The following is a 24,488-nucleotide window of genomic DNA, read 5'->3' as shown; positions in this document are numbered from 1 at the left end:
AAATGTTCCAAATTACATCATTACGACGTCAAACTGTTCCTGAATGTACAGGGGTTCAGCCTGAACTCGCACTTGCTTGCCAATAAATACTTCGAGCTCAGCCAACGCATGAGACTCATCGCCCAATAGCGCTTCAGCAACAAACGGCGATGCGTACACGACAAAATTATCGGCGTCGTAAGCACGGTTCACACGAGTAATCTCGCGTAATATCTCAAAGCATACGGTTTCGACCGTTTTCACGCTGCCACGGCCTTCACAAGTAGGACAGCCAGAACACAAGATATGTTCAATACTTTCTCGCGTGCGCTTACGCGTCATTTCAACTAAGCCAAGCTGGGTAAAGCCGTTGATGTTGGTTTTTACTCGGTCTTTCGCCAGCGCCGTTTCCAGTGAGGTAAGTACTCGCTGACGATGCTCTTCGGATGCCATATCGATAAAATCAATAATGATGATACCGCCGAGGTTACGTAAACGTAGCTGACGCGCAATAGCTTGCGTTGCCTCTATATTGGTATTGAAGATAGTCTCTTCGAGATTACGACGACCAACAAATGCACCCGTGTTGATATCGATGGTGGTCATGGCTTCGGTTTGATCGATGATCAAATAGCCGCCCGATTTTAGCTCGACCTTGCGCTCTAAAGAACGCTGAATTTCGTTTTCGGTGTCGTACATGTCAAAGATTGGCTTGTCACCTTCGTAAAGCTCAAGCTTATCTGTTAACTCCGGTACATACTCAGAAGTGAATTCTTTCAGGTTTTCATATTCAAGGCGGGAGTCGACCATGATCTTATCAAGCTCTGTGCCAACAAAGTCACGCAGAATGCGTTGAGCTAAGCCGAGTTCACCGTAAAGTGTTGAACGCGTTTTGTATTTTGAGCGACGCTCCATGACTTTTAGCCACAAACGCTTTAGAAATGCCGCATCTTGAGAGAGCTCTTTTTCATCAGCGCCTTCTGCCGCGGTACGAATGATAAAACCACCGTGCTCATCGCAGTAATGGTTCACCACCTTTTTCAAACGCTCACGTTCTTTCTCACTTTCAATACGCTGCGAAACACCGACATGGCTGGCCCCCGGCATAAAAACAAGATAACGCGAAGGTAAGGTGATATCCGTCGTTAAACGCGCACCTTTCGTGCCGAGCGGATCTTTGACCACTTGAACAACAATGTCTTGTCCCTGGCGTACCAGCTCAGAGATATCACGGACTTGAAACTGCTGTTTTTCGTTTTCTGCCACACATTCGGTATGGGGAACAATATCTGACGCATGTAAAAACGCCGCTTTATCTAAACCAATGTCGACGAAAGCTGCCTGCATGCCTGGTAACACTCGGCTTACTTTGCCTTTGTATATATTGCCCACAATACCGCGACGCGATTCGCGCTCGATATGTATTTCTTGTAGTACTCCACCTTCAATCATGGCCACACGAGTTTCACTCGGGGTCACGTTAAGCAGCAATTCTGCACTCATGTGCACACCTCAAAACAATTATAAAAATTCTTGAATTAGCTGATCGGTTTCGAACAAAGGTAAGCCTACTACAGCGTGATAACTGCCTTCGATTCGGGTGACAAATCGCCCTCCGAGTCCCTGAATACCATAACTTCCAGCTTTATCGCATGGCTCTCCTGACTGCCAATATTGTTCGATTTCTTCGTGAGTCAGTGGTTTGAACCACACGTCAGTGGTAACGACCACTGAATGTTGTTGTTCCGATGATACAACGCTCACCGCAGTCATCACTTGATGACGACGACCCGATAAGTCAGTAAGCATACGCTTTGAATCTTCAAAACTTTTTGGTTTTTCTAGCACACGGTCATCGCATACTACGACCGTATCAGAGCCCAATACAACGGAATCAGGCTTAGCCAACGCTAAGCCTGCCTGAGCTTTTTCCAAAGAAAGACGCAACACGTAATCTCGTGCTTGCTCATGAGCCTGTTTGGCTTCCTCAATATCAGGCAATACGATCTCAAAATCATAACCCAGTTGAGCAAGCAGCTCTTTTCTTCTCGGAGAACCCGATGCGAGAACGAGAGATAAGCTTTTCTTCACCGCTTTACCTTACGTGCCATGCACGACGAACTCGTCGCATTAATAAAAACATCCATGGCCAAAGTATACAGTTTATTGCCGCCGTCCACAGAGATAATGGATTAAATACTACGTCCTGGTTCAAATATTCCCCACAGAATATCAAAACTTCCAATAACGCAGTAAAAAAGGCAATTAAAATCGACTGTTGCCACAATGCCATGTTGCGAATCAACAGGAAATTCAGCGCCACAAGGTAGATAACGATCGACATCATCATGCCACGAATTCCAAGCGTTGAGCCGATCAAGATATCCCACAATAAGCCCAACACTAGCGCAGTTCCGACGTTCACTCGGTGCGGTAGTGCCAACACCCAATAACACGTGACAAGGAACAACCATGACGGACGTAACACATCTAACACACCTGGCCATGGAATGGTTTGCAGTACCAGCGCAACGAAGAAACTGACGCCAATCACCATTCGGCTACTCAATACATTATTGGCCATCGGTTACCTCTTGTTCTTGCTCTAACCCTTCATCTACATTGGACCGCAGTACTTTGTGTTGACGGTCTTCATTCGGCCAAATCAGCAGTAGGTAGCGTAAGCGATCAAACTCCACAACCGGCTCAGCCTTGATTGAGGCGAACTCTTGACGCGTATCGTGATCCACATTGGTAACCGTCGCGACTGGATATCCTTCAGGGTAAATACCACCTAAACCGGATGTCACCAATAAATCACCAACCTGAATATCTGTGCTGGTTGGAATGTGCTCCAGTTGGATTTCATCCATTTCACCATTGCCCGATGCGATCACTCGGATATCATTGCGGATCACCTGGACAGGAATTGCATTTTTCGCGTCCGTTAGCAGCAGAACACGTGCGTTGTGCGCTGCGACAAACGTGACCTGACCAACGATGCCTTTCTCATTGATAACAGGCTGACCAACGTAAACACCATCAATACGGCCTTTATCGATCACCACTTGATGACGATAAGGTGAAGTATCAACCGCCATTACTTCTGTCACGACTTTCTTTTCATCACGGACAAATGAAGATCCTAACAACTTACGTAAGCGTTGGTTTTCTTCTTTATATTGGTCGAGCAAGATAAGCTCGCTTTTCAGGCGTAGCACTTCTCGCTTTAAGCTGCGATTGCCTTCAACCAATGCCTGATGAGAATTAAAACGTTCAAATACGCCATCGAACATACTACGAGGCAAATTCGCTGCGTACTGAATCGGTGCAACCATACTGTTTAGTAGGTATCGAACGTTGGAAAACGTATCTAGACGACTATCGGCCAGCATTAAGCTCGCCGACACGATGACAGCAAAAAACAGACGTAATTGCAGAGACGGACCTCTGCCGAAAATCGGTTTCATCTTGTTTTTGACCTGATTGCTTCCATGATTATTGAGCCTTACTTGGCAACCTAAAAATACTTAACTAAATACTTTTAGGTATGGAGCATGTTTGAATTACAGAGAGAGCAGAAATGAAGGTGAAGCCCGACATGAGCTTCACCTAAACCTTTATTCTTCAGAGAACAGATCGCCACCGTGCATGTCGATCATTTCTAGTGCTTTACCGCCACCACGCGCAACACACGTTAGTGGATCTTCCGCGATAACCACAGGAATACCAGTTTCTTCCATTAGTAGACGGTCTAGGTCTTTAAGTAGTGCACCACCACCGGTTAGTACCATACCGTTTTCAGAAATGTCTGAAGCAAGCTCTGGTGGACACTGTTCTAGTGCAACCATGACTGCTGATACGATGCCAGATAGCGGCTCTTGAAGCGCTTCTAGGATCTCGTTTGAGTTCAAGCTAAAGCTGCGTGGCACACCCTCCGCAAGGTTACGACCGCGAACTTCAATCTCTTGAACTTCATCACCAGGGTAAGCAGAACCGATTTCGTGTTTGATCTTTTCAGCCGTTGCTTCACCAATCAAGCTGCCGTAGTTACGACGTACGTAGTTGATCACCGCTTCATCAAAGCGGTCACCACCGATACGTACAGACGATGAGTAAACCACACCGTTTAGAGAGATAACGGCAACTTCAGTTGTACCACCACCGATATCGACCACCATTGAACCTGTCGGCTCTGATACGCGTAAACCAGCACCAATTGCCGCCGCCATTGGCTCGTCGATTAGGTAAACTTCACGCGCACCAGCACCAAGTGCTGATTCACGAATTGCGCGACGCTCAACTTGGGTAGAACCACAAGGAACACAAACAAGAACACGTGGGCTTGGCTTTAGGATGCTGTTATCGTGCACTTGCTTGATAAAGTGCTGAAGCATTTTTTCGGTTACGTAGAAGTCAGCGATTACGCCGTCTTTCATTGGGCGAATAGCGGAAATGTTGCCAGGTGTACGACCAAGCATCTGTTTTGCTGCGTGACCGACTGCAGCAACGCTTTTTGCAGAACCTACACGATCTTGACGAATAGCAACTACAGAAGGTTCATCAAGGACAATTCCTTGCCCTTTTACGTAAATTAGAGTGTTGGCTGTACCTAAATCGATAGATAGATCGTTAGAAAACATGCCACGAAGTTTCTTAAACATACTCTTCGCTCATCCTGCAAAAATATAGAAGACAAAAATTGCTCTAAATGTACCAATGCCTCGCTGTCACAGCAAGGTATTGGTACACAAACATGAGCAGAAAGCCTCAATTTCTTGCAGTTTCCTAACTTAAGGGCAAAAACCTAAGTTGTTACTGTCCGGTTAACCCTGGCTCACCACGGTAAATCACGCGATCGTTACCACGGTGAATACCGAAGGTGACGACGGAGGATGGGTCTTCATCTCCTTTCCCTCTCCAGTTATATTGGAGCCAAGGTTGACTCATGTAGCTACTTCCACAAGTAACATAATCAGTTTCCAACGTTTGCGGAGATGTCGTACTAGTATCATCCATTCTCAGCCAGAAGCGTAATTGTTGGCGTATTGAGCTACTATAATCTTCGGAATATGGAGTAGCATAAAGTTCGTCGTTGACACCTGAATCAACTGTCTTTGTTACTCCATTCAACGAACCGTCTGAACCAGAAGCTTCAGACCACACCTCTTGATAACAAACATAGTCTTCATCAGAAGAATAATCAGAAGCAGAGTCATCAGTATTAGTGATAAAGCGAGAACCATTCCAGTATTCTGTACGCAGAGGAATATTGATGGTACTGACAGAAGTACCACCGACATCATCCATTGCCATTCGGCCATAGCGAATATCTGGTTGAGTTGGAAAAGACTTACCAATATCGTCATTTAATTCGAGGTTGGTATCTTCTGAAGTAAGAAAGTCGACATCATCCACTTTATCTGCCACTAGTAATCCAAATCCATTTGTAAATGGCCCATCTGCTTCAGTCGTTAACGGAGAACTATTGGTTTCTGATTTATTAAATTGGAAAGACTGGTTTGATACTGACAGCTGTGATCCTGACCATGAGTCACTGCCATCCCAGTAGTTTAGATAATAATTTTCCACCCGATCGCTAATGTCTTCGTTATCATCCGTGTCCACAGCCAGCAGTTGGACATCAGCAATTAAATCAGAGCTGAAACTACTGTAATTGGTAGTAGCTTCGCCATCCATATTTTGTGCTTCGACCACAAAGTCATAACTGATAGGCTGACTCATGTACATGAAGCCATCATGGTCAGACGCATAATCCCAGTTATTGCTTACTAAGCTCAACCAGGCAGGATAAAAACGTCCGATATCACGATAGCCGGGGTTAACATTCATACCCAAATAATTTGCCTGAGTATCTGCGGTTACTTTCAATACCCCTACTTCGCTCCATGAAAGCCTACTGTACAACAGATAGGTATTATTGGTTCCCGCGCTATTGCTATAGACCAAAGTGCCAGAAAGAGAACCATCATCTCCACCATCAGGCTCAGCGACTGAATGCGTCAATCCGACCGTTGATGTGATCGCACTACCCGCAATAAAGAAATTCTGAGTGACGGGTGAACTACAATAGCCGGATATTTCTATTTCTGTTGTTCCATCTTCGGGATCACTGTCATCACCATCTGACACCCAGCGCAATGGACGGACAGAGAGTTCAAAAGAGTTCCCTGCTGCGGTAAATGCTGCACTACTGGAATCCGTAATACTGCCATCCATATTCGTATCATCCGGAGAACAAATCGCAAATGTCCAAGGACGTGAATAGACGGTGAACTGGCCTTTTAGTGTCTTCGTATTTCCGTCACCTTCAATCGGACAATCATCACCACTACAAGTGAAGTTATCATCAGTCAGAGTAACTAACATTTCACCTGAATCTTCCAGAGTTAAACCTTTAGAAGATTTTCCACTGGAAAATGATGGGGAGTAAGTTAAAGAGCCAACAGCACCTGATGCAGGGCGTACCCATTGATATGAAACATCCGGCTTACCGTCATAGTCAATATCGTCAACTTCATTATCGTCATTGCATGCCTGAGCCTTTACTTCAACCTCTTTCAGCTTTCCTGCGATTACATACTGGTCGTCAGCTGAAAATTTAAATGGCACAAACTTGAAAGTTGATGTCTGCGTTTTTGATGAGTCATTGTCCACTGTAACTTTTAACGTATATTCTTCATCAAGATCAATACTACTTTGATCTTTAACGCTCACTTGCAGTTTCAACTTACCAAGTTTCGAAGACACATTGCTTGTCGTAAAGCTAGGATAAGAGCCAGTACCAGTGCTTTCTACAACATCTATAGAAAAATTATCTGCATCAGGGTAAACCTGCACAGTAACGCCAGTGCTTTCCGCATAGCCATTGTTCTTGGTTTCTATTGCAAAACTAGGTTGTTCTGTTCCGCACATCAACGCATATTGTGCTGCTGGTGATAGCGTTACTTCATAATCATCTGAAGGTGTAAAACAGTGGTTGTCTGTAGCAATGATACTTGCCGAGTTATCCATCGAAATACTTCGAGCAGTAACCGCACCATAAACTACTGCATTGTTTTTTAACTCTACACTTGCTTCTGTATAGAGCAGTCCTGTCAATTCAGCACTGTTATCAAGAGTAATTTTATCGTTACCATGACCAATGATTATCAGCTCGGCTTTTCCGACTGTATAAAATTTCGCATTGTTTTTCAGCTCCAGCTTTTTCACATGAATTTGCACTTTTTGTGAGTCTGGAATATTTATTTGTGCGCTGTTATCAACCTTTAGCTCTTCTATCCAGTAAGTTCCCGTTTTAAATGTAACTTTAGCATTGTTTTTCACTTCTAGTTTTTCCAGTACCTCATAACTAGAAAATGTTTTACTCTCCTGATGATCGACAACAACCTCTTTAGAGCTAGTCTTAAAACTCTCTAATTCCAACCGTTTAATCATCAGTCCTTCATTACCAAAACAACCTTCATCGTCACATGATGCATTATTTTCTAAAGTAATTTTCGACTGAGGAAAACCAACGTAACGCTTACCGTTCACATAAGGGGCCCCTGAAATCCGAGCATTATTTTTCATCTTTAGAAGCGCATTAGAATTGCCAGTCCAAGTTTGAACTGGAGATGGAAACAACTCACAAATTTCACTTGTAGGAGGCTTATCGAATAAGAAGTATGAAAACGGCTCAACAACGTGACCACGTTCAGCATCTCTATCCATATCTTCTTCATTAATCAAAGCAACGCTGGTTTTAGTCACAGAACAACGCCTTAGCCAACCACCGTTATTACCATTTCGAGTACGCTTAGACGCCAATAAAACCGGAGCAGATTTGAAGCCAGTAACCGGGAAGTAGCTAAGCTGCTTACAGCCCTCAGTAACTGGTTTAATGACATTATCATTCAGAGCGCTAAGCGTATTACGGGTTGAACCATTACCTAGCCAAAATTTTCGCCCTTGAGTAAAACCTTCACCATAGCCTGCCACAAACGCCACTTCTTCAGGTTGATCAAGTACCGCATTTTTTGTCACTTCAGAGCGGTCAATGATTAATGAAAAGCCTGTACGAGTAGGATCTAGAGCGATCGTATTTAGCCAAAGTGGTTGGCTACCAACCATATTGTTTCGAGTTTGAATTTGAACCAAAACACCTGGTGGCTTTGAAAAAGCAGTGTTCAAACCAAAGTTAATAAAATTAACCTGCTTGCTGATGTTATTTGTCCCATCAGGCTTATTAGAAAATGTATGTTTAGAGCTCACTTTGCCTGCAACAAGCATGGCACCACTATCAAACTTAATAACGCCTGGTTCCATTACCAAGTAGTCAATATCATTCATAGGTGCATCAACATAAGTTATTCTCTCGCCAGTGTTTTTACATTGCCATTTATCGTTTTTACGATTGTATTTTAGATAGCGGCAAGCGGCTCTGTGAGGAGGTAATAACTGCTTTATTGTTGCTTTGGATGAACTGATAGACCAGATTTTCAAATCTGAAGGGTATTCTGTGGTCTTGCTATCAAAGTTAGAGCGACTCGCATCGATCGTCGGCATAACAAAAACCAGAGGAGGTTGTGAGTAAGAATTCTGAAACTCGATGTCACAAGTCACACTTGGCCCTGCTACAGTACATTTATCTGCTGGCACAGTGCCAAATTCAAACTGAGGGTTGTTATTTACTGCAGCAAAACTGATTGACGAAAAAAGGAAAAGAGCTACCGTAAGTAACGATGTTATTATTTTTTTCATTGTATTTTACTCCCTTACCCAAACTTCTTGCTGACGTTGAACTTTAGACACTCCAGAACCACAAACAGCCACACTTTTAACCACATATAGCTCCACTTCTTTACCAGGAAAGTCACCTGGTAGCTTACCTGCCTTCTGACATTCAATCGTTGTCACTTTGCATGCCTGATCGAACAAGCCGCTGTCGGGCTTAACGCTTTCTGCCTCGATAGCATCGCAACGGGTTGCAACAGCAGCAGATTCATCTAAAGGGAAAAACTGAGTTAACACCCAGTCATTACTCGATTGAGCAGTAAACCATGCCTTTGTACCCAAAAACTCACGCGTTAAACCACTTTGATTAGACCAAGTCACTTTCATTAGTGACGCAGCCAAATACCCCATTACGATAATGACAAAGAGCGTCACAATTAACACATTGCCTTTTTGCTTATTATGGAACATTCAGCACCTGCACATCTTGTTGGTACACACTACTTTCACCGGACTGTTTAAACACGAACCTCAGATGCACGAGCCCGCCTCGATGAAGCAATTTATCGTCATATTTGAAATAACTCTGAGATTGATCATCAACATAAATAAGATTGTCGGCAATTATTTCGCCGTTACGCTGTATCTGTGGGCCTACAAAGCAATATTTCACTGACTTAGATGGATCATAGAGATAGTGTCGATTAGAAACGGAGCGACTGGTTACTAAACTAGCGCCATCAATAATCTTATATGCTTTATCCGAATCTGGAGAAAGCGCTCCAACATCAACACTATGAGTGGATGAGGTTAAATCACTTAGCCGTGTTGGGTTAATCACCATTTTCAAGCCACTATCAAGCTCGGGAGCATTGTCACCAAAAAAGCCAACCACAAACTGTATATCATTTCCAGAAATCGCATAAAAACCAGAATGCTCTATCGGCATAAACATCAGGCAGTTTTTTTCACTCTCATCAATAAAAAAGCTATTCGGCACCGCATGACGAATTTCTCGAGACATTTTCTCAATAACGAACTGAGCCTGAGTTTGTAGTTTCTGCCTATCGATAGTGTCGGCATAGCCCTTTGCTCCTAACTGCAAATAGCCAGCAATTCCGAGCATGATAAAACTACCAACCACAATAGTGATGACCATTTCTATTAAAGTGAAACCACGATTTTTCATTAGTAGTTTCCCCTTATCGCAGACAGTGTTAAAGGCTGTGTTTGTCCGGCGTAAATAGTCATAGTGACTCGTTTATAAGCCGTGATCTCTTCCAGTGAAGGATTATTTACACCCGTACCGTCTGATTCAACGTATTGCACTTTCACTTCTACTCGAAAGTTCTTGTAATCACTTTCCATAGACGTACCAAGAACGTTACTCAGCTCATATAACGGCGTAGAGTTACATTTAGCCTTTGTGCTTTTCGTATACCAGCAACCGATATAGTCATCGACATCATTAAAACTAGCTGGGTTTGATTCATCGCTATCTGCCCCAAGACTTGTGGAACAATCCTTACCATCAAGGACAGTCTCACCACAGCGGACTAAACCACCATCAAAGTCGCTGTTTTCATCGAAGCCTCGCGCCAATATCTGAGACATGAAACCTTGGCCTAATGCGGCCGCGCGGGTTTGATAATGAGGGATGGCGGAATCTCGAATTTGAGGGACAAGAAAAGAAGTAAACGCCACCATCGCAATGCCCATTAAAACAATCGCGATGATCATTTCTATCAAAGTCATGCCACTAGATTTCTTCATGAGCATGTACCTTTAGAAACATAACCTTGAGAATTTATTTCAACTTGGCAGCGGCTTCGACCGTGCTTATCTTCAATTAAGATGTTTACAGCACCACTTACAGGATTGCCGAGAAGGTTAAAATTAATTGTATTTGCGGCGCCGCTGATAACGGAAAACCTTGCGGACTTATCGATAACCACGTCACTACGAGCATCTCGTGCACTGCCTGCTAGTGCACAGGCAGCAACCGAACCAACACATGAGCTAGAAACTTGTAAACGAAAGTTGTTATCAGGACTTGTAGCATTCGACTGCATACGATTCACCTGCACTTGGCGAATCACAGAAATCACGCGTTCTTGTAATGCATATGCAGACAAACTGCCTGAGCCCATAAAACGGCTGGCTGCAAAAAGTGAAAGGATAGAGAGGAGAACAATCACGAGGATTAACTCCATTAACGTGAACCCTAATGCAGAGCTGCGAATTTTCATAACCCAACCTTAGGCTTAGAACAAGCGAAATAAGTATACGATGAAATTATGAGATTAATGATAGGTTTGTAACTTTTCGATTCGAAGTGTGAACAGACGAACAAACAACCAATGTCTAGTTATTTTGCCCTTTTGAACGGCCAATCTCTTCTTCAATTCGATCGTAAGTTTCTTTGTTGCTTAGCGTCTCAGAAACATGCTCGGCGGTTTGCTTAGTATGCTCCCACTTAGCTTCATAAGTTTCTGGTTCAAAGCTGATAAATCTTGGTAATACCACATAACCGATCACACCTAAGATAATCAGCACAACCACAAACTCTATTGCACTAAGACCTAATGATTTACGCATATGAACTATTCCGAGATTAATCAAAGCAAAGAGATAAAGGCCAGACTAGCTGGCCTTTTTAATACAATTGAATTAGCAGCCTGTAGACACCGCTTTTAGTTTATATTCGCTGCCCACAGCTGAAGAAGTAGCTTCATCATACTGAACGTAGCAATTTGTTGTTGCAATGTCTGAAGCTTTATTACTGTTTTCACCTTGTTCAAAATTTCCATCCACAAAAGTAAATAGAACGCTAGAACCACCTGAAACAGAGTACGCCCAATCTTCATTAAGACCTTGGACTGCGTCAAACAATCCTGTGCTATCTACCGAAGGGTAACCATATTCAGTTGTAATATTATTTGATAATTTTTGACCTGCCTTTGCCTCTTTACCTTCAATAGCAGCCTTGCCATATACAATACCAGCGCCGCCATCAATAGCACCTTTCAAACCTTGTAGTGCAGATGCGCGAGCATCTGATTGTAGGTTAAGGAAACGTGGTGCTGCAGTTACCGCTAAAATACCTAGGATTACAATTACCACTACCAATTCGATAAGGGTGAAACCACCTTGTCTTTTCATTGTTTACTCTCTCTATGTAAGCATGCAGTACAACTGCAAAGTTTTGTTTAGGTCACGCGACCATTTTGGATATTGTCAAAACGGTTTGGGGCAGCAACGTTCACTAAAACTGACCGTGAAGTGGATACTGTATCTACCGCTTGAGCAGAATGACGATTCGCCATTATTCAGTTCATGCTGCAATGAGAAAAACACATTATTGTTTACCCACTATTACAGCCTGTTACTTATGGTTATGATTGCATTATACCGACTTTCATTACCAATTATAGTGCTTAGGTGTCAAAAAAATCACTCCGCCGATATTTCGACGTCTATTTTCAGTTGATTAGCAGTTGAGATAACTACAATCGACTGACCATTTTCATAAGTGTATTGACAGACATAACGATCAGTTTTGATGGCTCCACTGATATCTATTAACTTGTTGGTCATTATTTTACGTTGGGGGTAATGCACCGCTAGCCAATAACCACAATCTAATACACCTTGCTGAGTAAAGGGAGACACTAACCCGCCCTCAGTCATAGTAAGGTTTAAGCCATCCATCAGCATATGTTCTGGCTCGCCTTGTACTAGCCAAGCTTGACGATAACGCTGAACACTATCTTGCATCCAAACTCTCGCTAACTTCGCTCCAGTTACTTGTGCTTGCTCGGTCACAGGACGTAATTTGACCGCCAAACCCACCGCCATAATCGTAGCAATAACCCCAAATACAATAAGCGTTGCTCGGCTTTGATTTTCAACCACCTATTAGCCGCCTTTGATGATGTCGAGCATTCCCCACATTGGTAGGAAGATACCCAATGCCAGCACCATGACCATGCCTGCTACAATCACCAAAAGTAATGGTTCTATTCTTGCGGTCAGTGTTTTTAGATCGTAATCAACTTCTCGATCGTAAAAATCCGACACTTCCAGCAGCAACTCATCAATACGACCAGTTTCTTCCCCTACTGCAATCATCTGAATCACCAAAGGGGTAAAGATTTTACTGTTGATAGCAGTCACTGAGATGGTGCTACCCGCTTCAATCGCGGATTTCATCTCAAGAATTCGATTTTCTAAAAAGCGGTTCCCCAGGGCTTCCCCGGCTAAAGCTAAAGACTGGTTAAGTGGAACGCCTGATTTCAGCATCAACGAGAAGGTTCTAGCAAAACGAGAAAGCTGCGCACGATTAACGATATCGCCTACAATTGGCAGCCGAAGCCGAAACTTATCGAACTTCTCCCGACCATCAGCCGTCGCCACCCACGCTCTGAACACCGTAAACGCGCCAATCATTGCTACAACCAGCAACACCCAATAATTAACAAAGAAATTAGAAGTCGCGATCAAAATACGCGTCGGCAATGGTAGCTCAACCCCAAAGCGCGTGAACATCGATGCAAACTCAGGGATCACCAAGATATTCAATACAAACATGGCGATGGTGATAAAGATAATGACAAACGTTGGATAACGCATCGCCGCTTTAATGCGTTTGCGAGTCTCAAGTTCCTGTTCGTAGTAATTCGCCAGTTGCAATAGCGCTTGGTCAAGCCGACCCGTATTCTCACCGACGTTGATCATAGAAACGAACAGTGGGCTGAATACTTTACTGTGTTGCTGCATCGCAGAAGACAAACCTCGGCCATTACTCAGTTCAGAAACGACATCTTCTAGCGCCTCTTTGAGCTGTTTGTTTTCGCAATTTTGCAACAAGCCACGCATAGAGCGCAGCAAAGGTACGCCAGCTTTAGTCAAACTAAACAACTGACGAGAGAAAAGAATAATTACTTCCAACGGAATAGCAGGCACAAACAGCTTAGATAAGCTCACTTGGCTTTTTGCCGACTCTTTCTCTAAACGTACATTGAGCGGGATGACCCCTTTGTTCATCAATGCTTCCGCCGCAGCTTCTGAGTTCACTGCTTCGATTTTGCCGTTAGTGGATGAGCCGTCTAGCGTGCGGCCTTGATAACGAAAAGTTGGCATTCACTTACCTATATGAAAATGGGATCAGTCTTACCAGAAGCATCACCCTCACCTAGGGTCATCACTTCGTCCAAACTGACGGTGCCTTGTAGCGCCAGTTCCATTGCAGAAGCAAGCAGTGGCTTATAGTTTTCTGAGCGGCGCGCGGCTTGCGCAAAGCCAACCGCATCATTAGCGCGCAATTTATCCATCATCTCTTGCTCAAGTTCGAGCATTTCAAACACACCGATTCGGCCTCGATAACCAGTCAAGTTACAGTTTTGGCAACCTGCGCCTTTATAAAAAATGGTGCTAACTTGATTTGGGAAACGCCCAGCTAACCACTGCTGGCGAGACTCATCTAAGTGGTCTTCTGTTTTACAATCTGGGCAAACTCGGCGCACAAGACGCTGCGCCACCACGGCTCTGACCGCACTAGCAACCAAGTAACCCGGCGCCCCCATATCGATCATGCGTAACGCACTGTCGACAGCATCGTTGGTGTGGAGAGTGCTCAATACTAAATGCCCCGTTAGTGCAGCTCGCAGACCAATTTCTACCGTCTCTTGATCACGCATCTCACCAACAAGAATTATGTCTGGGTCTTGACGTAAAAAGGTTCTAAGAACACGCGAGAAAGTTAGATCGATCTTACTGTTAACCTGTACCTGAGTGATGCGAGGCAGACGATATTCAACCGGGTCCTCTGCTGTAATGATCTTTTTCCCAGGTTCGTTGAGCTCACTCAATGCGCCGTAAAGCGTGGTGGTTTTACCTGAACCTGTCGGCCCGGTAACCAAAATCATGCCGTGCGGACGCGCCAACTGTCGACGTAAGCGAGCAAGCAAGTCTGGCGGCAAGCCCGACTCTTCTAACGGACGCAAACCAGCGGACTGGTTAAGCAGACGCATTACCACAGATTCTCCGTACTGCGTTGGTAACGTCGACATACGAATATCAATTGATTGGCCACGAACTTTGATATTGAATCGGCCATCTTGTGGCAAGCGCTTTTCAGAAATATCTAGGTGTGCCATCAACTTCAGTCGAAGAACCAAAGCCGATGCAATGTTCACTTCATTTAAGAGCGTTTCATGCAATACGCCATCAATACGCTGGCGCAAACGCAATACTTGATCGTCTGGCTCAATATGAATATCCGAAGCTCCAACCTGTACCGCATCTTCAAACATGGAATTAACCAGCTTTACAACGGTAACCTCTTCACTATCGGCTTCATCAATACCGTAATCAAAGCTTTGTACATCTTTATGCTCTTCATGCAGCTGCTCAGCAAAGGAGGCGATCTCTTTAGTACGGCGGTAATAGCGGTCAAAGCTTGAAATGAGCTGACGCTCTGAAGCCACAATGAACTCAAGGTTGTATTGGCCCAACAAGTTCATCAATGATTCTTGGATGAACAAATCCGCTGGGTCGCTCATAGCAACGCGCAGTGTGTCCCCATTTCGAGCAACGACCATCGCACGTAAGCGACGTGCGTGTACCTCAGGTAGAATCTGCACGGCTTCGGCATCCACAGGTGCACGACCAAGATCGATCAGTGGCAAACCAAGCTGCTGAGACAAGAAGTCCAACATTTGCTTTTCGGTAATAAAGCCAAGGTCAATTAACGCATCCCCTAGCTTCTGCCCGGTACTGCGTTGTGCGTTTAGTGCTTGCTGGATTTGTTCTTCAGAGACGATACCTTCCTCTACCAGAAGGTCGCCCAAGCGTTTTCTCAACTGAATTTTCATTGTGCGCTCTCCAACTCTTTCAAGATGCTCAAACGGTCACGGATAAATGCTTGCGATTGATTCGAAATGCCAACTTTACCCAGAGCTTGGTTGTAAGAGTTGATCGCGGTAGTAAAAGCCAGGGCACGCTCTTGTTGAATAGCTAAACCTAACCACCAGCGCGCGTTTTCCGGTTCACGCTGAGTGAGGAGTTGATAGCTCTCAAGCGCAATGTCATTTTGCTTGTGTTTTTGTGCCAATGCCGCACGCATCGCCAAGTAATCTCGACTTGGTACTGGAGGCAAATGAACAAGCGGGCTCAGCGCCGCTTCAGGTTGATTAGCTTTCACTAACAACTTAGACAAGGCCAAGCGGAGTACTTGATTGTTCGTATCTAGGTTGATGCCTTCTTGAATAATCTCATATGCTTTACGCGTGTCACCTTTACCAAAGTACAACGCTGATAACTTTTGACGCGTGTCTGCATTCATTGGCTCATAACGCAACGCCTCGGCATAAGCCGATAACGCCGTTTGCATATCGTTAGCATCGAGTGCCTTTTCCGCTCGACTAACTGCCTTAAGAGAAAGCTGACGATGTGTAAGCTCAACCTGCTCAATACGCATTGAGCTGTTTTCTGATGTCGTGTGGGTTACGGGATCGTATTGTTCCTCGCTCGACATCGTTGCTAACTGCGCGAGTAAAACTGCCTCTTCAGAGGCGGTATTTATCTCAGATCTTGGCGTGAACCTATCAGTCTCTTGCATGTGAGGCTGTTGCGCTACCGGCTGTGTGGCTGGTTTGGTGTAAACCACTTGAGTTGTATCGGGCGTCATTTTACTCGTTGGCGAGTGAGTGCGCTCCGATGAAACAATTGGTGAGACATTCACAGACGACAGTGGCATAGCGTCGGTTTGAAACTGTGATAGCTCGCCTGAAGGAACAGGACCGCGAGAGACCGCCCAGCTACCAACCGCAAGGCTTAACGAAAAACCGGCGACAAGCCAAAGCCAAGGTTTACTGCGTGAGACACTTGGAATCTCCGCACGAGTAAGCTCTGACGGCGATGTTTTTTCAGCAAGTTCTGATAATGCTTTATTGATGGCACTCAAGGTTGACTCCATCCCCAAAATACGGGTGTTTTAAACTTAGGTTTACGGGCATCAAACGTATCGTGCATAGCGGCGTAAACGTGATGATTTTTCAATAGTGTGCAACGCTCATTAAATGCAGCAAGCAACGACTTGTGGCTAATTTGGTTTATCAAGCGCGGAATCCCCATGGATGAACGCCAAATCGCTTTTTTCTGTTCAATAGAAAAAATGTGTGCCCCATTACCTGCTTTATCTAAACGATTATTGATGTAAGCCACGCCTTCATCGATAGAGAGAGGACGTAACTGGCAGCTAAACGTAATGCGTTGACGAAACTGCCTTAGCTCATGGTTAGCCAATCTTTCATCCAACTCAGGTTGTCCGAATAACACCAATTGAATGAGCTTATCTTGTTCCGTTTCTAGGTTGCCAAATAGACGCAATGTTTCTAAAGCTTGTGGGGAAAGAGCTTGCGCTTCATCAACGATCAAGACGGTTTTCTTTCCCAAGGAGTGTACTTGAATCAAGTGCTCTTGAATGAGGGAAACGATACGCAGCGGATCATCGTTCTCGATACCCAACTCTCTGGCGACAGCAAACTGCAACTGTTCCCCATTCAACACTGGATTGGGTAAGTAAATAAGCTCAACTTCAGATTCAATCTGCTCGATCAGCTTACGGCATACCATGGTTTTTCCAGTGCCGACTTCTCCCGTCACCTTAATCACCCCTTCTCCCATTTGCACGGCAGCTAGGATGGTTTGGATCGCCTCATAGTGAGGGACTAACCCCAAGAACATTTCTGCATTTGGGGTTAACGAAAAAGGCTGAACTCGGAATCCAAAGTGTGACAAGTACATACTCGAATCACAAACCTTTTGAAAAACAGAACCTTTCCCAGCGCTTATTGCGCATCTGGGAACCACTCTTGCAGCAGCTCACGAGAGCGCTCTAGCTCTTTCTGCCAAGAGTTCACGCCAACTACGGTCGGTTTTAGCAAGATGACCAATTCTGTTTTCTCAGTTACGTTATTTACGTTGCGGAACAAATGCCCCAGTGCTGGTACATCGCCCAAAAATGGGACTTTAGAAACAAGCTCACGATTTTGCTGTTTCATCAACCCGCCGATAACCACAACATCGCCATCTTTAGCACGAATAACCGAGTCTGATTCACGAATAGAGCTTTTCGCTAATGGCAGTTGGATGTTTTGGAAATCTCCGCCCAAGTTCAATTGCTTCACTTCTTCCGTGACTTCAATAACTGCGGGGTGAACATGCAGGAACACATTGCCTTTGTTATCAATTTGCGGAGTCACATCGAGGGAAATACCCGAGAAGAATGGCGTCAGTTCTACTTCAGGAACTGCATTTGAGTTTTCACCGTTGCCTGCATTGCTCGATAGCTCGGTAACAAAGTACTCATCGGTACCCACTTTGATGACAGATTTTTGGTTGTTGGCAGCGGTAATACGAGGGCTCGAAAGGACGTTCAAGTCACCTTGCGTAGACATAAAGCTCAACACGGCATTGAAGTTACCATCCGAAATAGTCACGTTGGTTTGACCGCCCAATAGCGTGCCAATCGCATCCAATGGTGGTAATGCCGATTCAGGGCGGTTGACTACGATACTACCCGAGTTACCAATTGACGCCGATAAGTTTGACCAGTTGATGCCTTGTTGGTAGCCATCATTCAACGTCACTTCTAGGATTTTAGCTTCAAGAATGACCTGGCGCTGCATGCGCTCCTGCGATACACCTAAGAACTCGCGTACTTCGCGAATATCATCTGGAAATGCTCGAACCGTAATAACTCCCGCTTGTGGCGTTACAACCACACTTTGCCCTTTGCCTGAACCAATTAGATTCGCAACGGCTTGCTGCAGCATCGGCCAGAAGTCACTTTCAGTGATGGTTTCGATGCGTGTACCGCCCGTAGATGTGGTCGAGCTATCGTTGTTGTTTCCATTGTTAGAGTCTGACGAGTCAGAACTGTCTGAGCTACTACCAGAATTAGACGTACCAGCCGAGGTTACAGAGCCCGTAACAATGCTGGTTAATGAGCGACCAGAACGCTTGAACTGCAGGTAATCGACTGGAATGGTCACCGTACGCATACCTGCTGGGTAGATTTGAATAACTTTGCCAGACTTCACCACGTCATAGCCATACATATTCTGTACGACATTCAGAACTTCATCCAATGTCACATCTGACAAGTTGACGGTGATATTACCTTGTACCGATGGGTGAATCGCCACACTGTACTCTGTGCCTTTCACTAATGAGGCGAAAAAACTTCTTGCATCGACCGCATTCGCTTGAATACGAAAACGCTTCGAGGTGCCTTGCTCTGATGCAACGTTCGAGTCTAAATTTGGCATCAAGTCTGCCTCAACAGAAGAAGGGATTTCTTCCAATGTGCGGCTGTTCGCTTGATTGATCGATTCATTGAGCGCTTCTTTAACTTCCACTGGATTCCGATGACCCATTGAACATCCCATTAAAGAAGCAATCGCTATTCCTACAACTAATTTGCGCATATCTGATCGGGCTCTGGTTATTATTGTTTTACGTTTAAATCAAAAAGCTCTAGGTCCCACTGACGGTTACCACGCTTTAAAGTTACAAATTCACTATTAATGCTCGCGACGCGATAACCCTTAAATAGCTCGCCTTTTTCGACAAGTTTGTTATCCATAATCGCGATACAATCAGTACTTGGCTTACACACAATACTGTTGAGCTTAGGCAGTCGATACCGTTTAACTTTTGGTTTCGCTGACGTTTCAACCGCTGGTTTTTCCCAACCAAGTGGGGCCGTTGGGTCTTGGTTTGCCCAAGCGGTTCCTGCCGCTGCCATAACAAGCAATGAGATGATGAGTTTGTTAACCACCAATAAACTCCTCTCTAGATCCTAGTGTGTAGACTTCTAACACAAGCTTCGCTTTCGGGTACTCTTCGACTTTATAACTAAAGCTGCGCCAGTAATAACTCGCAGGAAGGCTCTCCAATTTATTCAGATAATTAGCAATAGAAAAATAGTCACCAGTCAGTTCCATACGAACAGGATGCACGTAGTAACCAGAGTATTGCGATGCTTCTTTATCTTCCGTTATTGGCTCAGATGGCAAGGTTTGCAGAGATAAAAGGTGAATGCCACTTTGCTGCTCCAACACATTTTCAAGCAGCTCAGCCATTTGCGAAGGTGTAATAAGATGCTCGATGATCTCCGCTAATTGCATCGAAAGATGCTGACTCTCAGCTAACAGATTAGATATCGCGCGATCAATCTCAGCATTTGGATCTTTCTTAAGTTGCGCCTGAATACGTAGCGTATCGATTTCAATCTTTTGATTGGCTTGCTTTAAATTACTTAGTTGCCTCTCATTACTGATGATCTCGTTAAGCTTTGGCTCCAATACCAGCGTAAAGAGCAACATGATCACGACAACTAAACCGCACAATGCAGTGAGCACTTTTTCACGCGTACTCATTTCGCCAAAGCGCCCTTCTAATGAGAGCCAGAATTCGTTCATTTCTCTTTATCCTCGCGCGTTTTTAGTTCAAACGTCACAATATCCTTATCATTTCGACCTATTTTGACGTCGTCAAACGTTCGGCCAACCAAGCTAATTTCATTTTTAAATTGGCTGACCCAATTTGGCACTGAGCTCGGTTTTTTCGCTAGTCCCTTCAGGTCTAAGGTATGGGTATTGATTCGAATTTCGGACAAAGAAATTTCTTGGTTTCCTAGCTTCGCTAATGATTGCATCACGCCAGAGTAACCCGTGCGTTGCGAGTCATCGTATTTCCCGACAGCTTTAAGCGAGTCTCGCTTCGCCTTGACTTCACGCTCTAAGCGGGCTTTAGCTGCCAGCTTATTATTGTCAGGTTGATGCTTACGTAGCTTGACTTGATAACGTTCAAGCTCTGACTTCATGATATCGCCTTTACTTTTTACAATAGCAATCTCATCTTCCAAACCGCTGCTCTGCCAAGTGACATAACCGTAAGAAAATAGAATTGCAGCCGCCGCAACGCCCCAAGATAACGCGATATTTTTTAGCGTCAGGAGCTCTTTTTTCGGCTTTAAGTAATCGGGATATAAGTTGACGCGTCGAGTATTTGAAGTAGCCGCAGTGTCAGCCAAAACATGTCCTGATAGCTCATGTTCTGGTGGTAATAACGGTGAAACCTTAGTACTTAAACGATAGTTCAGAGCCTGAACAAGCTCGCTCTCATCCTCTTCATCACAGCACACTTTCAATTGATGTAATTGCACGTGGCGTAACTGAGATGAAAGATAGTCAATCGAACGTTGCAGTTCTAACGACAGACTGTCCATCTGTAAATCGCTAGACGGAACCCCCGTTAACGGTGGCGTCACACTGCGAATAGAGCGGTGGAACGCAATAGTATTTTCAACAAAAGCGCTTATACGGAAATGACCACGCACACTGCGTTGTAATAATAGGAAGTTTCCTAGTTCACCCGCAGTCTCTCCCCAAATATCGTCTTCAGGAAGAATGGCTTCTAATGGTAACTGGGCTCGGCTGGCCAGTAACACAATCTTATCCAATATTTTTCGCGATAAGACGTATGCTTGCACTTTGGTTGAATTCGGTAACTCGACCGCATCGGCAATAATGTCGATGGCGCGCTCAGAGATCAGTTCTTTCAACAAAAACGGTAATGCGGCTGGCCATTCTTGACGCGGCATGACCGGTTTGTCGATTTGGTACATCTGGTAATAGTTATGAGAAAGAACAACCGTTAATGAATCATACGCACTCGCTGCAACGCTCAATGCTTGCTCAACAGCTTTTTCCCAATTGGACTCAGAAATATCAAATTGGTATGGACGACTACTTTTGATTGAAGATGATAAATAAACGGCGTCTGGCTGAATAACCAAAAAGCAGGAGCGACCACCACTAGATGATCGCTTAAGCTTGTCGAATAGTGCTTTGAAATCCATGATTATTATCTTTATTTTTTCCGCCAGCGATTTCGTCTTCCCAATTTAACTTGGGATTCTGATTGAGAATTCGGCAACGCTTGGGGACGAGGAAGAAACTGCTGCTCCGCAGAAAAGTAACGCCCTTGCCCACCATAAACCCCGAGCTCAACTAATGTGTTGAGCTCGTTCTGATTCTCAATTCCCACTGCTATAATTTTAGTTTTACTGTTTGCCGCCGCACCTAGCATACTGCGGACAAATAGCTGGTTTTCATGTCGTTGGTCGATTTTTGCTACTAAACTGCGATGAAGTTTTAGGTAACGAATGTCCACTTCTTTTAAATAGTGAGTGCTGACGATGGTACGCCCAGCCTGCCCAACCATTAAGTGGCACCCCAAACCGGCCAGCATTTTAGCGACTGGTCGCATAAAGTCTAAGTGTCTTACAAATTGTGCTTCAACAAACTCAAAACTGAGACACTTTCTCTGCTCACGTGACAACTGTAAGAGTTCATCACGAAACCATTTAAAGTACTCTCGGTTAGAAAATGGCGTTACATTCAAATTGAGCGCATACGATCTTGAGTTATCAAAATTATCCTTAAACTCTCTTAAGAATTTATTAATAACTGACTTATCCATTTGCGCTTCATAACCAACCTGTCTGATCGCAGAAATGAACCGAGACGCTTTAACAATCCCATTCTCAGGATCGCGAATCCGACATGTTAACTCTTCATATAATGATTTTTTATGCGTCGCGTCACTTATTGGATGCACAGATTGTGCGTAGAGTATCACACTTTCAGGTGTAAGTGCTGTGTCAAATAACGTTCTCCATCTCACACTTCCGCGAGCTTCTTCATCGTGGTTCCATTTTTTGAAGCGACTCCAATTATTGTTATTTTGTAGTTGCGCACTACGCAAAGCAGTCTCGGCTTCATCAATGATTTGGCTGTGTCGCTCACCTTCTTTATAAGTGGTGATGCCAATATGGCACCAGTTGTCTGGATCAAGTGGCTCTGGCGGCATTAACTTTTCTAACTGGCGAATGCATTGCGAGGCGAGGTTAGCCACATCTTTCGCACTTTGGTGCGGTAGAAAAAGCGCAAAATCAGCATCGTAATAACGGGAAAATACAACATCTGGGTATCGTTGAACTAAATTGGACAATAAACTCCCAACTTCAACAATAAACTCATCCGTAATTTGCTTATCTTGCTCTTCTTCAACCAGTTTCCAGTCTTGAATACGAACTAGCAACACGGCGCCGCGAGCCCCACTTTCTAGTAACGCCGATTCCAACTTGCTATCAAATAACACTCGGTTAGCGGTACCGGTTAGCTTATCAAGGAAGGTTTGAGTTCGAATAAAGGTATCAAATCGGCTTCGCTCTTGACGCGCATCTTGTAACTCTTCGATTAATACATCGAGCGCTTCACTGGCGGTGTAAGGCCATTCTTTTTTGTCACCTTTGGCATACTGCTCCACCCTACCAGCCAGGATCATTCTGCCTCGCTCTTCGAGCATTTCGGAGCCTTCTAATTGTTCCTTAAGCCATGCCACGCCGCGCATTAAGCAGAAGATGATCAATATAACGGCAAGCGTGATCGACCAAAGCGCCTGCATTGAGTAGCTGTAACCTAAGTAAGGGGGAATTGCTTTAAAGTGAATCGTGTAATCTTGATTGTGAGTCAACTGGTACTCAGCCTCAAACAAGACTGACGCTTCCATTTGATGAGAAGTATCTTTGAAGCGATAAACAACGGCGTTGTTGGTCGACAACGTCATTTCGACAATATTGGAAGCCTGCAGCATTTTCGGCATCCAGCGCTGCATAGAATAAGCGGCGTCAGGATCTTCCATCTCCTTGTCGACCACCTCTACGATCCCTTCTAAATAATGGGTGAGATATTCCTGCCCAAGACGTTTAAAAGAGAGGGTGCCACCGACAAACAAGATAAACATGGCGCAGATAACGATCATGGTGACGAAGGCCACCAGCCGTGTGCTTAACTTAAGAGTTGGGGTATACCTCATGAATACCAAATTCCTTTTTTATTCATCATATACCTTATTGAAATATTTATACTTGATAAGAGTTCATCAAACAATCGGATTAGTCTGATAGTGAGAGGCTGGAGCATAAAGAAAATCACACTCATTGATAAGTTTTATTGTTACGCCTAACCTTGCCAAGATAAGCCTGTGAGATCATTAGATTGCGACAATAAAAAAGGCCGCGATATTCGCGGCCTTTTCGATTCAAGCATAAGCAGAATTTAGAACGGGATATCGTCGTCAAAATCCATTGGTGGCTCATTGTACTGCTGCTGTGATTGCTGCGGAGCCTGTTGTTGTGGTTGCTGTTGCTGAGGCGCATTGTACTGCTGCTGAGCTGGCTGTTGAGGCTGACCCCATCCACCTTGTTGCTGCTGTTGACCGCCCATAGGTGCGCCGCCACCTTGAGCACGACCGCCAAGCATTTGCATCACACCATTGAAGCCTTGAACAACGACTTCAGTTGAGTAGCGATCTTGACCACTTTGATCTTGCCATTTGCGAGTTTGCAGTTGCCCTTCAATGTAGACTTGAGAGCCTTTACGCAAGTACTCACCTGCTACTTCCGCAAGTTTGCCGAACAACACAACACGGTGCCATTCCGTTTTTTCGCGCTGTTCGCCAGTCGCTTTATCACGCCATGAATCAGAAGTCGCAATAGTAATGTTTGCTACTGCACCGCCATTCGGCATGTAACGAATTTCAGGGTCGTTACCTAGATTCCCCACCAAAATAACTTTGTTAATTCCACGGCTGGCCATGATGTGCTCCGTTTCACTCTGGATATATAAAATTTTAGC

The 24,488-nt window shown here is 44.5% G+C and carries 23 protein-coding genes; all 23 read right to left on the bottom strand.

Annotation, left to right across the window (positions count from 1 at the left end; all coding sequences use genetic code 11):
* Nucleotides 1-12 precede the first annotated feature (12 nt).
* Nucleotides 13-1,482, bottom strand: a complete 1,470-nt coding sequence (gene rng, locus J4N40_RS02245; RefSeq protein WP_005381138.1) for a ribonuclease G — start codon at nt 1,480-1,482, stop codon at nt 13-15.
* Between the two features lie 18 nt (nt 1,483-1,500).
* Complete coding sequence (locus J4N40_RS02240; RefSeq protein ID WP_005381139.1) at nt 1,501-2,070, bottom strand: Maf family protein; 570 nt, start codon at nt 2,068-2,070, stop codon at nt 1,501-1,503.
* A 4-nt stretch (nt 2,071-2,074) separates the two neighbouring features.
* On the bottom strand, nt 2,075-2,563 hold the full coding sequence (gene mreD, locus J4N40_RS02235; protein WP_005381141.1) for a rod shape-determining protein MreD: 489 nt from the start codon (nt 2,561-2,563) through the stop codon (nt 2,075-2,077).
* Nucleotides 2,553-3,449, bottom strand: coding sequence for a rod shape-determining protein MreC (gene mreC / locus J4N40_RS02230; protein ID WP_005381142.1), 897 nt, complete (start codon nt 3,447-3,449; stop codon nt 2,553-2,555). Before mreC ends, mreD begins: the two co-directional genes overlap by 11 nt.
* Before the next feature lie 150 nt (nt 3,450-3,599).
* Nucleotides 3,600-4,643, bottom strand: coding sequence for a rod shape-determining protein (locus J4N40_RS02225; protein WP_005381144.1), 1,044 nt, complete (start codon nt 4,641-4,643; stop codon nt 3,600-3,602).
* A gap of 151 nt (nt 4,644-4,794) precedes the next feature.
* Nucleotides 4,795-8,742, bottom strand: a complete 3,948-nt coding sequence (locus J4N40_RS02220; protein WP_047103640.1) for a DUF7305 domain-containing protein — start codon at nt 8,740-8,742, stop codon at nt 4,795-4,797.
* A gap of 6 nt (nt 8,743-8,748) precedes the next feature.
* Nucleotides 8,749-9,186, bottom strand: a complete 438-nt coding sequence (locus J4N40_RS02215) for a hypothetical protein (protein ID WP_047103642.1) — start codon at nt 9,184-9,186, stop codon at nt 8,749-8,751.
* Nucleotides 9,176-9,904, bottom strand: a complete 729-nt coding sequence (locus J4N40_RS02210) for a PilW family protein (protein ID WP_250654357.1) — start codon at nt 9,902-9,904, stop codon at nt 9,176-9,178. The genes J4N40_RS02215 and J4N40_RS02210 overlap by 11 nt, the downstream gene beginning before the upstream one ends.
* Nucleotides 9,904-10,488 (bottom strand): type IV pilus modification PilV family protein, encoded by a 585-nt coding sequence (locus J4N40_RS02205; protein ID WP_250654356.1) that lies wholly within the window; start codon nt 10,486-10,488, stop codon nt 9,904-9,906. The genes J4N40_RS02210 and J4N40_RS02205 overlap by 1 nt, the downstream gene beginning before the upstream one ends.
* A complete protein-coding gene (locus J4N40_RS02200) occupies nt 10,485-10,964 on the bottom strand; it encodes a type II secretion system protein (RefSeq protein ID WP_250654355.1) in 480 nt (159 codons plus the stop codon). Before J4N40_RS02200 ends, J4N40_RS02205 begins: the two co-directional genes overlap by 4 nt.
* Nucleotides 10,965-11,079: 115 nt before the next feature.
* Nucleotides 11,080-11,313, bottom strand: a complete 234-nt coding sequence (locus tag J4N40_RS02195) for a pilus assembly FimT family protein (RefSeq protein WP_250654354.1) — start codon at nt 11,311-11,313, stop codon at nt 11,080-11,082.
* 72 nt (nt 11,314-11,385) lie between these two features.
* On the bottom strand, nt 11,386-11,877 hold the full coding sequence (locus J4N40_RS02190) for a type II secretion system protein (protein WP_020835336.1): 492 nt from the start codon (nt 11,875-11,877) through the stop codon (nt 11,386-11,388).
* A 291-nt stretch (nt 11,878-12,168) separates the two neighbouring features.
* Nucleotides 12,169-12,630, bottom strand: a complete 462-nt coding sequence (locus J4N40_RS02185; protein ID WP_054579426.1) for a hypothetical protein — start codon at nt 12,628-12,630, stop codon at nt 12,169-12,171.
* A 3-nt stretch (nt 12,631-12,633) separates the two neighbouring features.
* Entirely contained in the window at nt 12,634-13,857 is a 1,224-nt protein-coding gene (locus J4N40_RS02180; protein WP_005381186.1) for a type II secretion system F family protein, read from the bottom strand.
* 8 nt (nt 13,858-13,865) lie between these two features.
* Nucleotides 13,866-15,590 carry an MSHA fimbrial ATPase MshE gene (gene mshE, locus J4N40_RS02175; protein WP_005381188.1) on the bottom strand — a complete coding sequence of 575 codons (1,725 nt, stop codon included), beginning with the start codon at nt 15,588-15,590 and terminating at the stop codon, nt 13,866-13,868.
* Nucleotides 15,587-16,681 carry a tetratricopeptide repeat protein gene (locus J4N40_RS02170; protein ID WP_213894243.1) on the bottom strand — a complete coding sequence of 365 codons (1,095 nt, stop codon included), beginning with the start codon at nt 16,679-16,681 and terminating at the stop codon, nt 15,587-15,589. The genes mshE and J4N40_RS02170 overlap by 4 nt, the downstream gene beginning before the upstream one ends.
* The gene (locus J4N40_RS02165) at nt 16,678-17,523 is read right to left on the bottom strand and encodes an ExeA family protein (RefSeq protein WP_250654353.1); all 846 of its coding nucleotides are present in this window, start codon (nt 17,521-17,523) and stop codon (nt 16,678-16,680) included. Before J4N40_RS02165 ends, J4N40_RS02170 begins: the two co-directional genes overlap by 4 nt.
* 44 nt (nt 17,524-17,567) lie before the next feature.
* The gene (mshL, locus tag J4N40_RS02160) at nt 17,568-19,208 is read right to left on the bottom strand and encodes a pilus (MSHA type) biogenesis protein MshL (protein ID WP_250654352.1); all 1,641 of its coding nucleotides are present in this window, start codon (nt 19,206-19,208) and stop codon (nt 17,568-17,570) included.
* 20 nt (nt 19,209-19,228) lie between these two features.
* Nucleotides 19,229-19,561: a hypothetical protein gene (locus J4N40_RS02155; RefSeq protein WP_005381196.1), complete on the bottom strand. Its 333-nt coding sequence runs from the start codon at nt 19,559-19,561 to the stop codon at nt 19,229-19,231.
* Nucleotides 19,554-20,204, bottom strand: a complete 651-nt coding sequence (locus J4N40_RS02150) for a type II secretion system protein M (RefSeq protein WP_005381197.1) — start codon at nt 20,202-20,204, stop codon at nt 19,554-19,556. The genes J4N40_RS02155 and J4N40_RS02150 overlap by 8 nt, the downstream gene beginning before the upstream one ends.
* Complete coding sequence (locus tag J4N40_RS02145; RefSeq protein WP_167415479.1) at nt 20,201-21,646, bottom strand: MSHA biogenesis protein MshI; 1,446 nt, start codon at nt 21,644-21,646, stop codon at nt 20,201-20,203. The genes J4N40_RS02150 and J4N40_RS02145 overlap by 4 nt, the downstream gene beginning before the upstream one ends.
* 11 nt (nt 21,647-21,657) lie before the next feature.
* Complete coding sequence (csrD, locus tag J4N40_RS02140) at nt 21,658-23,667, bottom strand: RNase E specificity factor CsrD (protein WP_171346111.1); 2,010 nt, start codon at nt 23,665-23,667, stop codon at nt 21,658-21,660.
* 242 nt (nt 23,668-23,909) lie between these two features.
* Nucleotides 23,910-24,449 carry a single-stranded DNA-binding protein gene (locus tag J4N40_RS02135; RefSeq protein ID WP_005381235.1) on the bottom strand — a complete coding sequence of 180 codons (540 nt, stop codon included), beginning with the start codon at nt 24,447-24,449 and terminating at the stop codon, nt 23,910-23,912.
* Nucleotides 24,450-24,488 lie beyond the last annotated feature (39 nt).

The organism is Vibrio sp. SCSIO 43097, assembly GCF_023650755.1.
GTDB lineage: Bacteria > Pseudomonadota > Gammaproteobacteria > Enterobacterales > Vibrionaceae > Vibrio > Vibrio alginolyticus.
The sequence above is the reverse complement of the archived record's forward strand: the minus strand, read 5'-3'. Positions and strand labels throughout refer to the sequence as shown.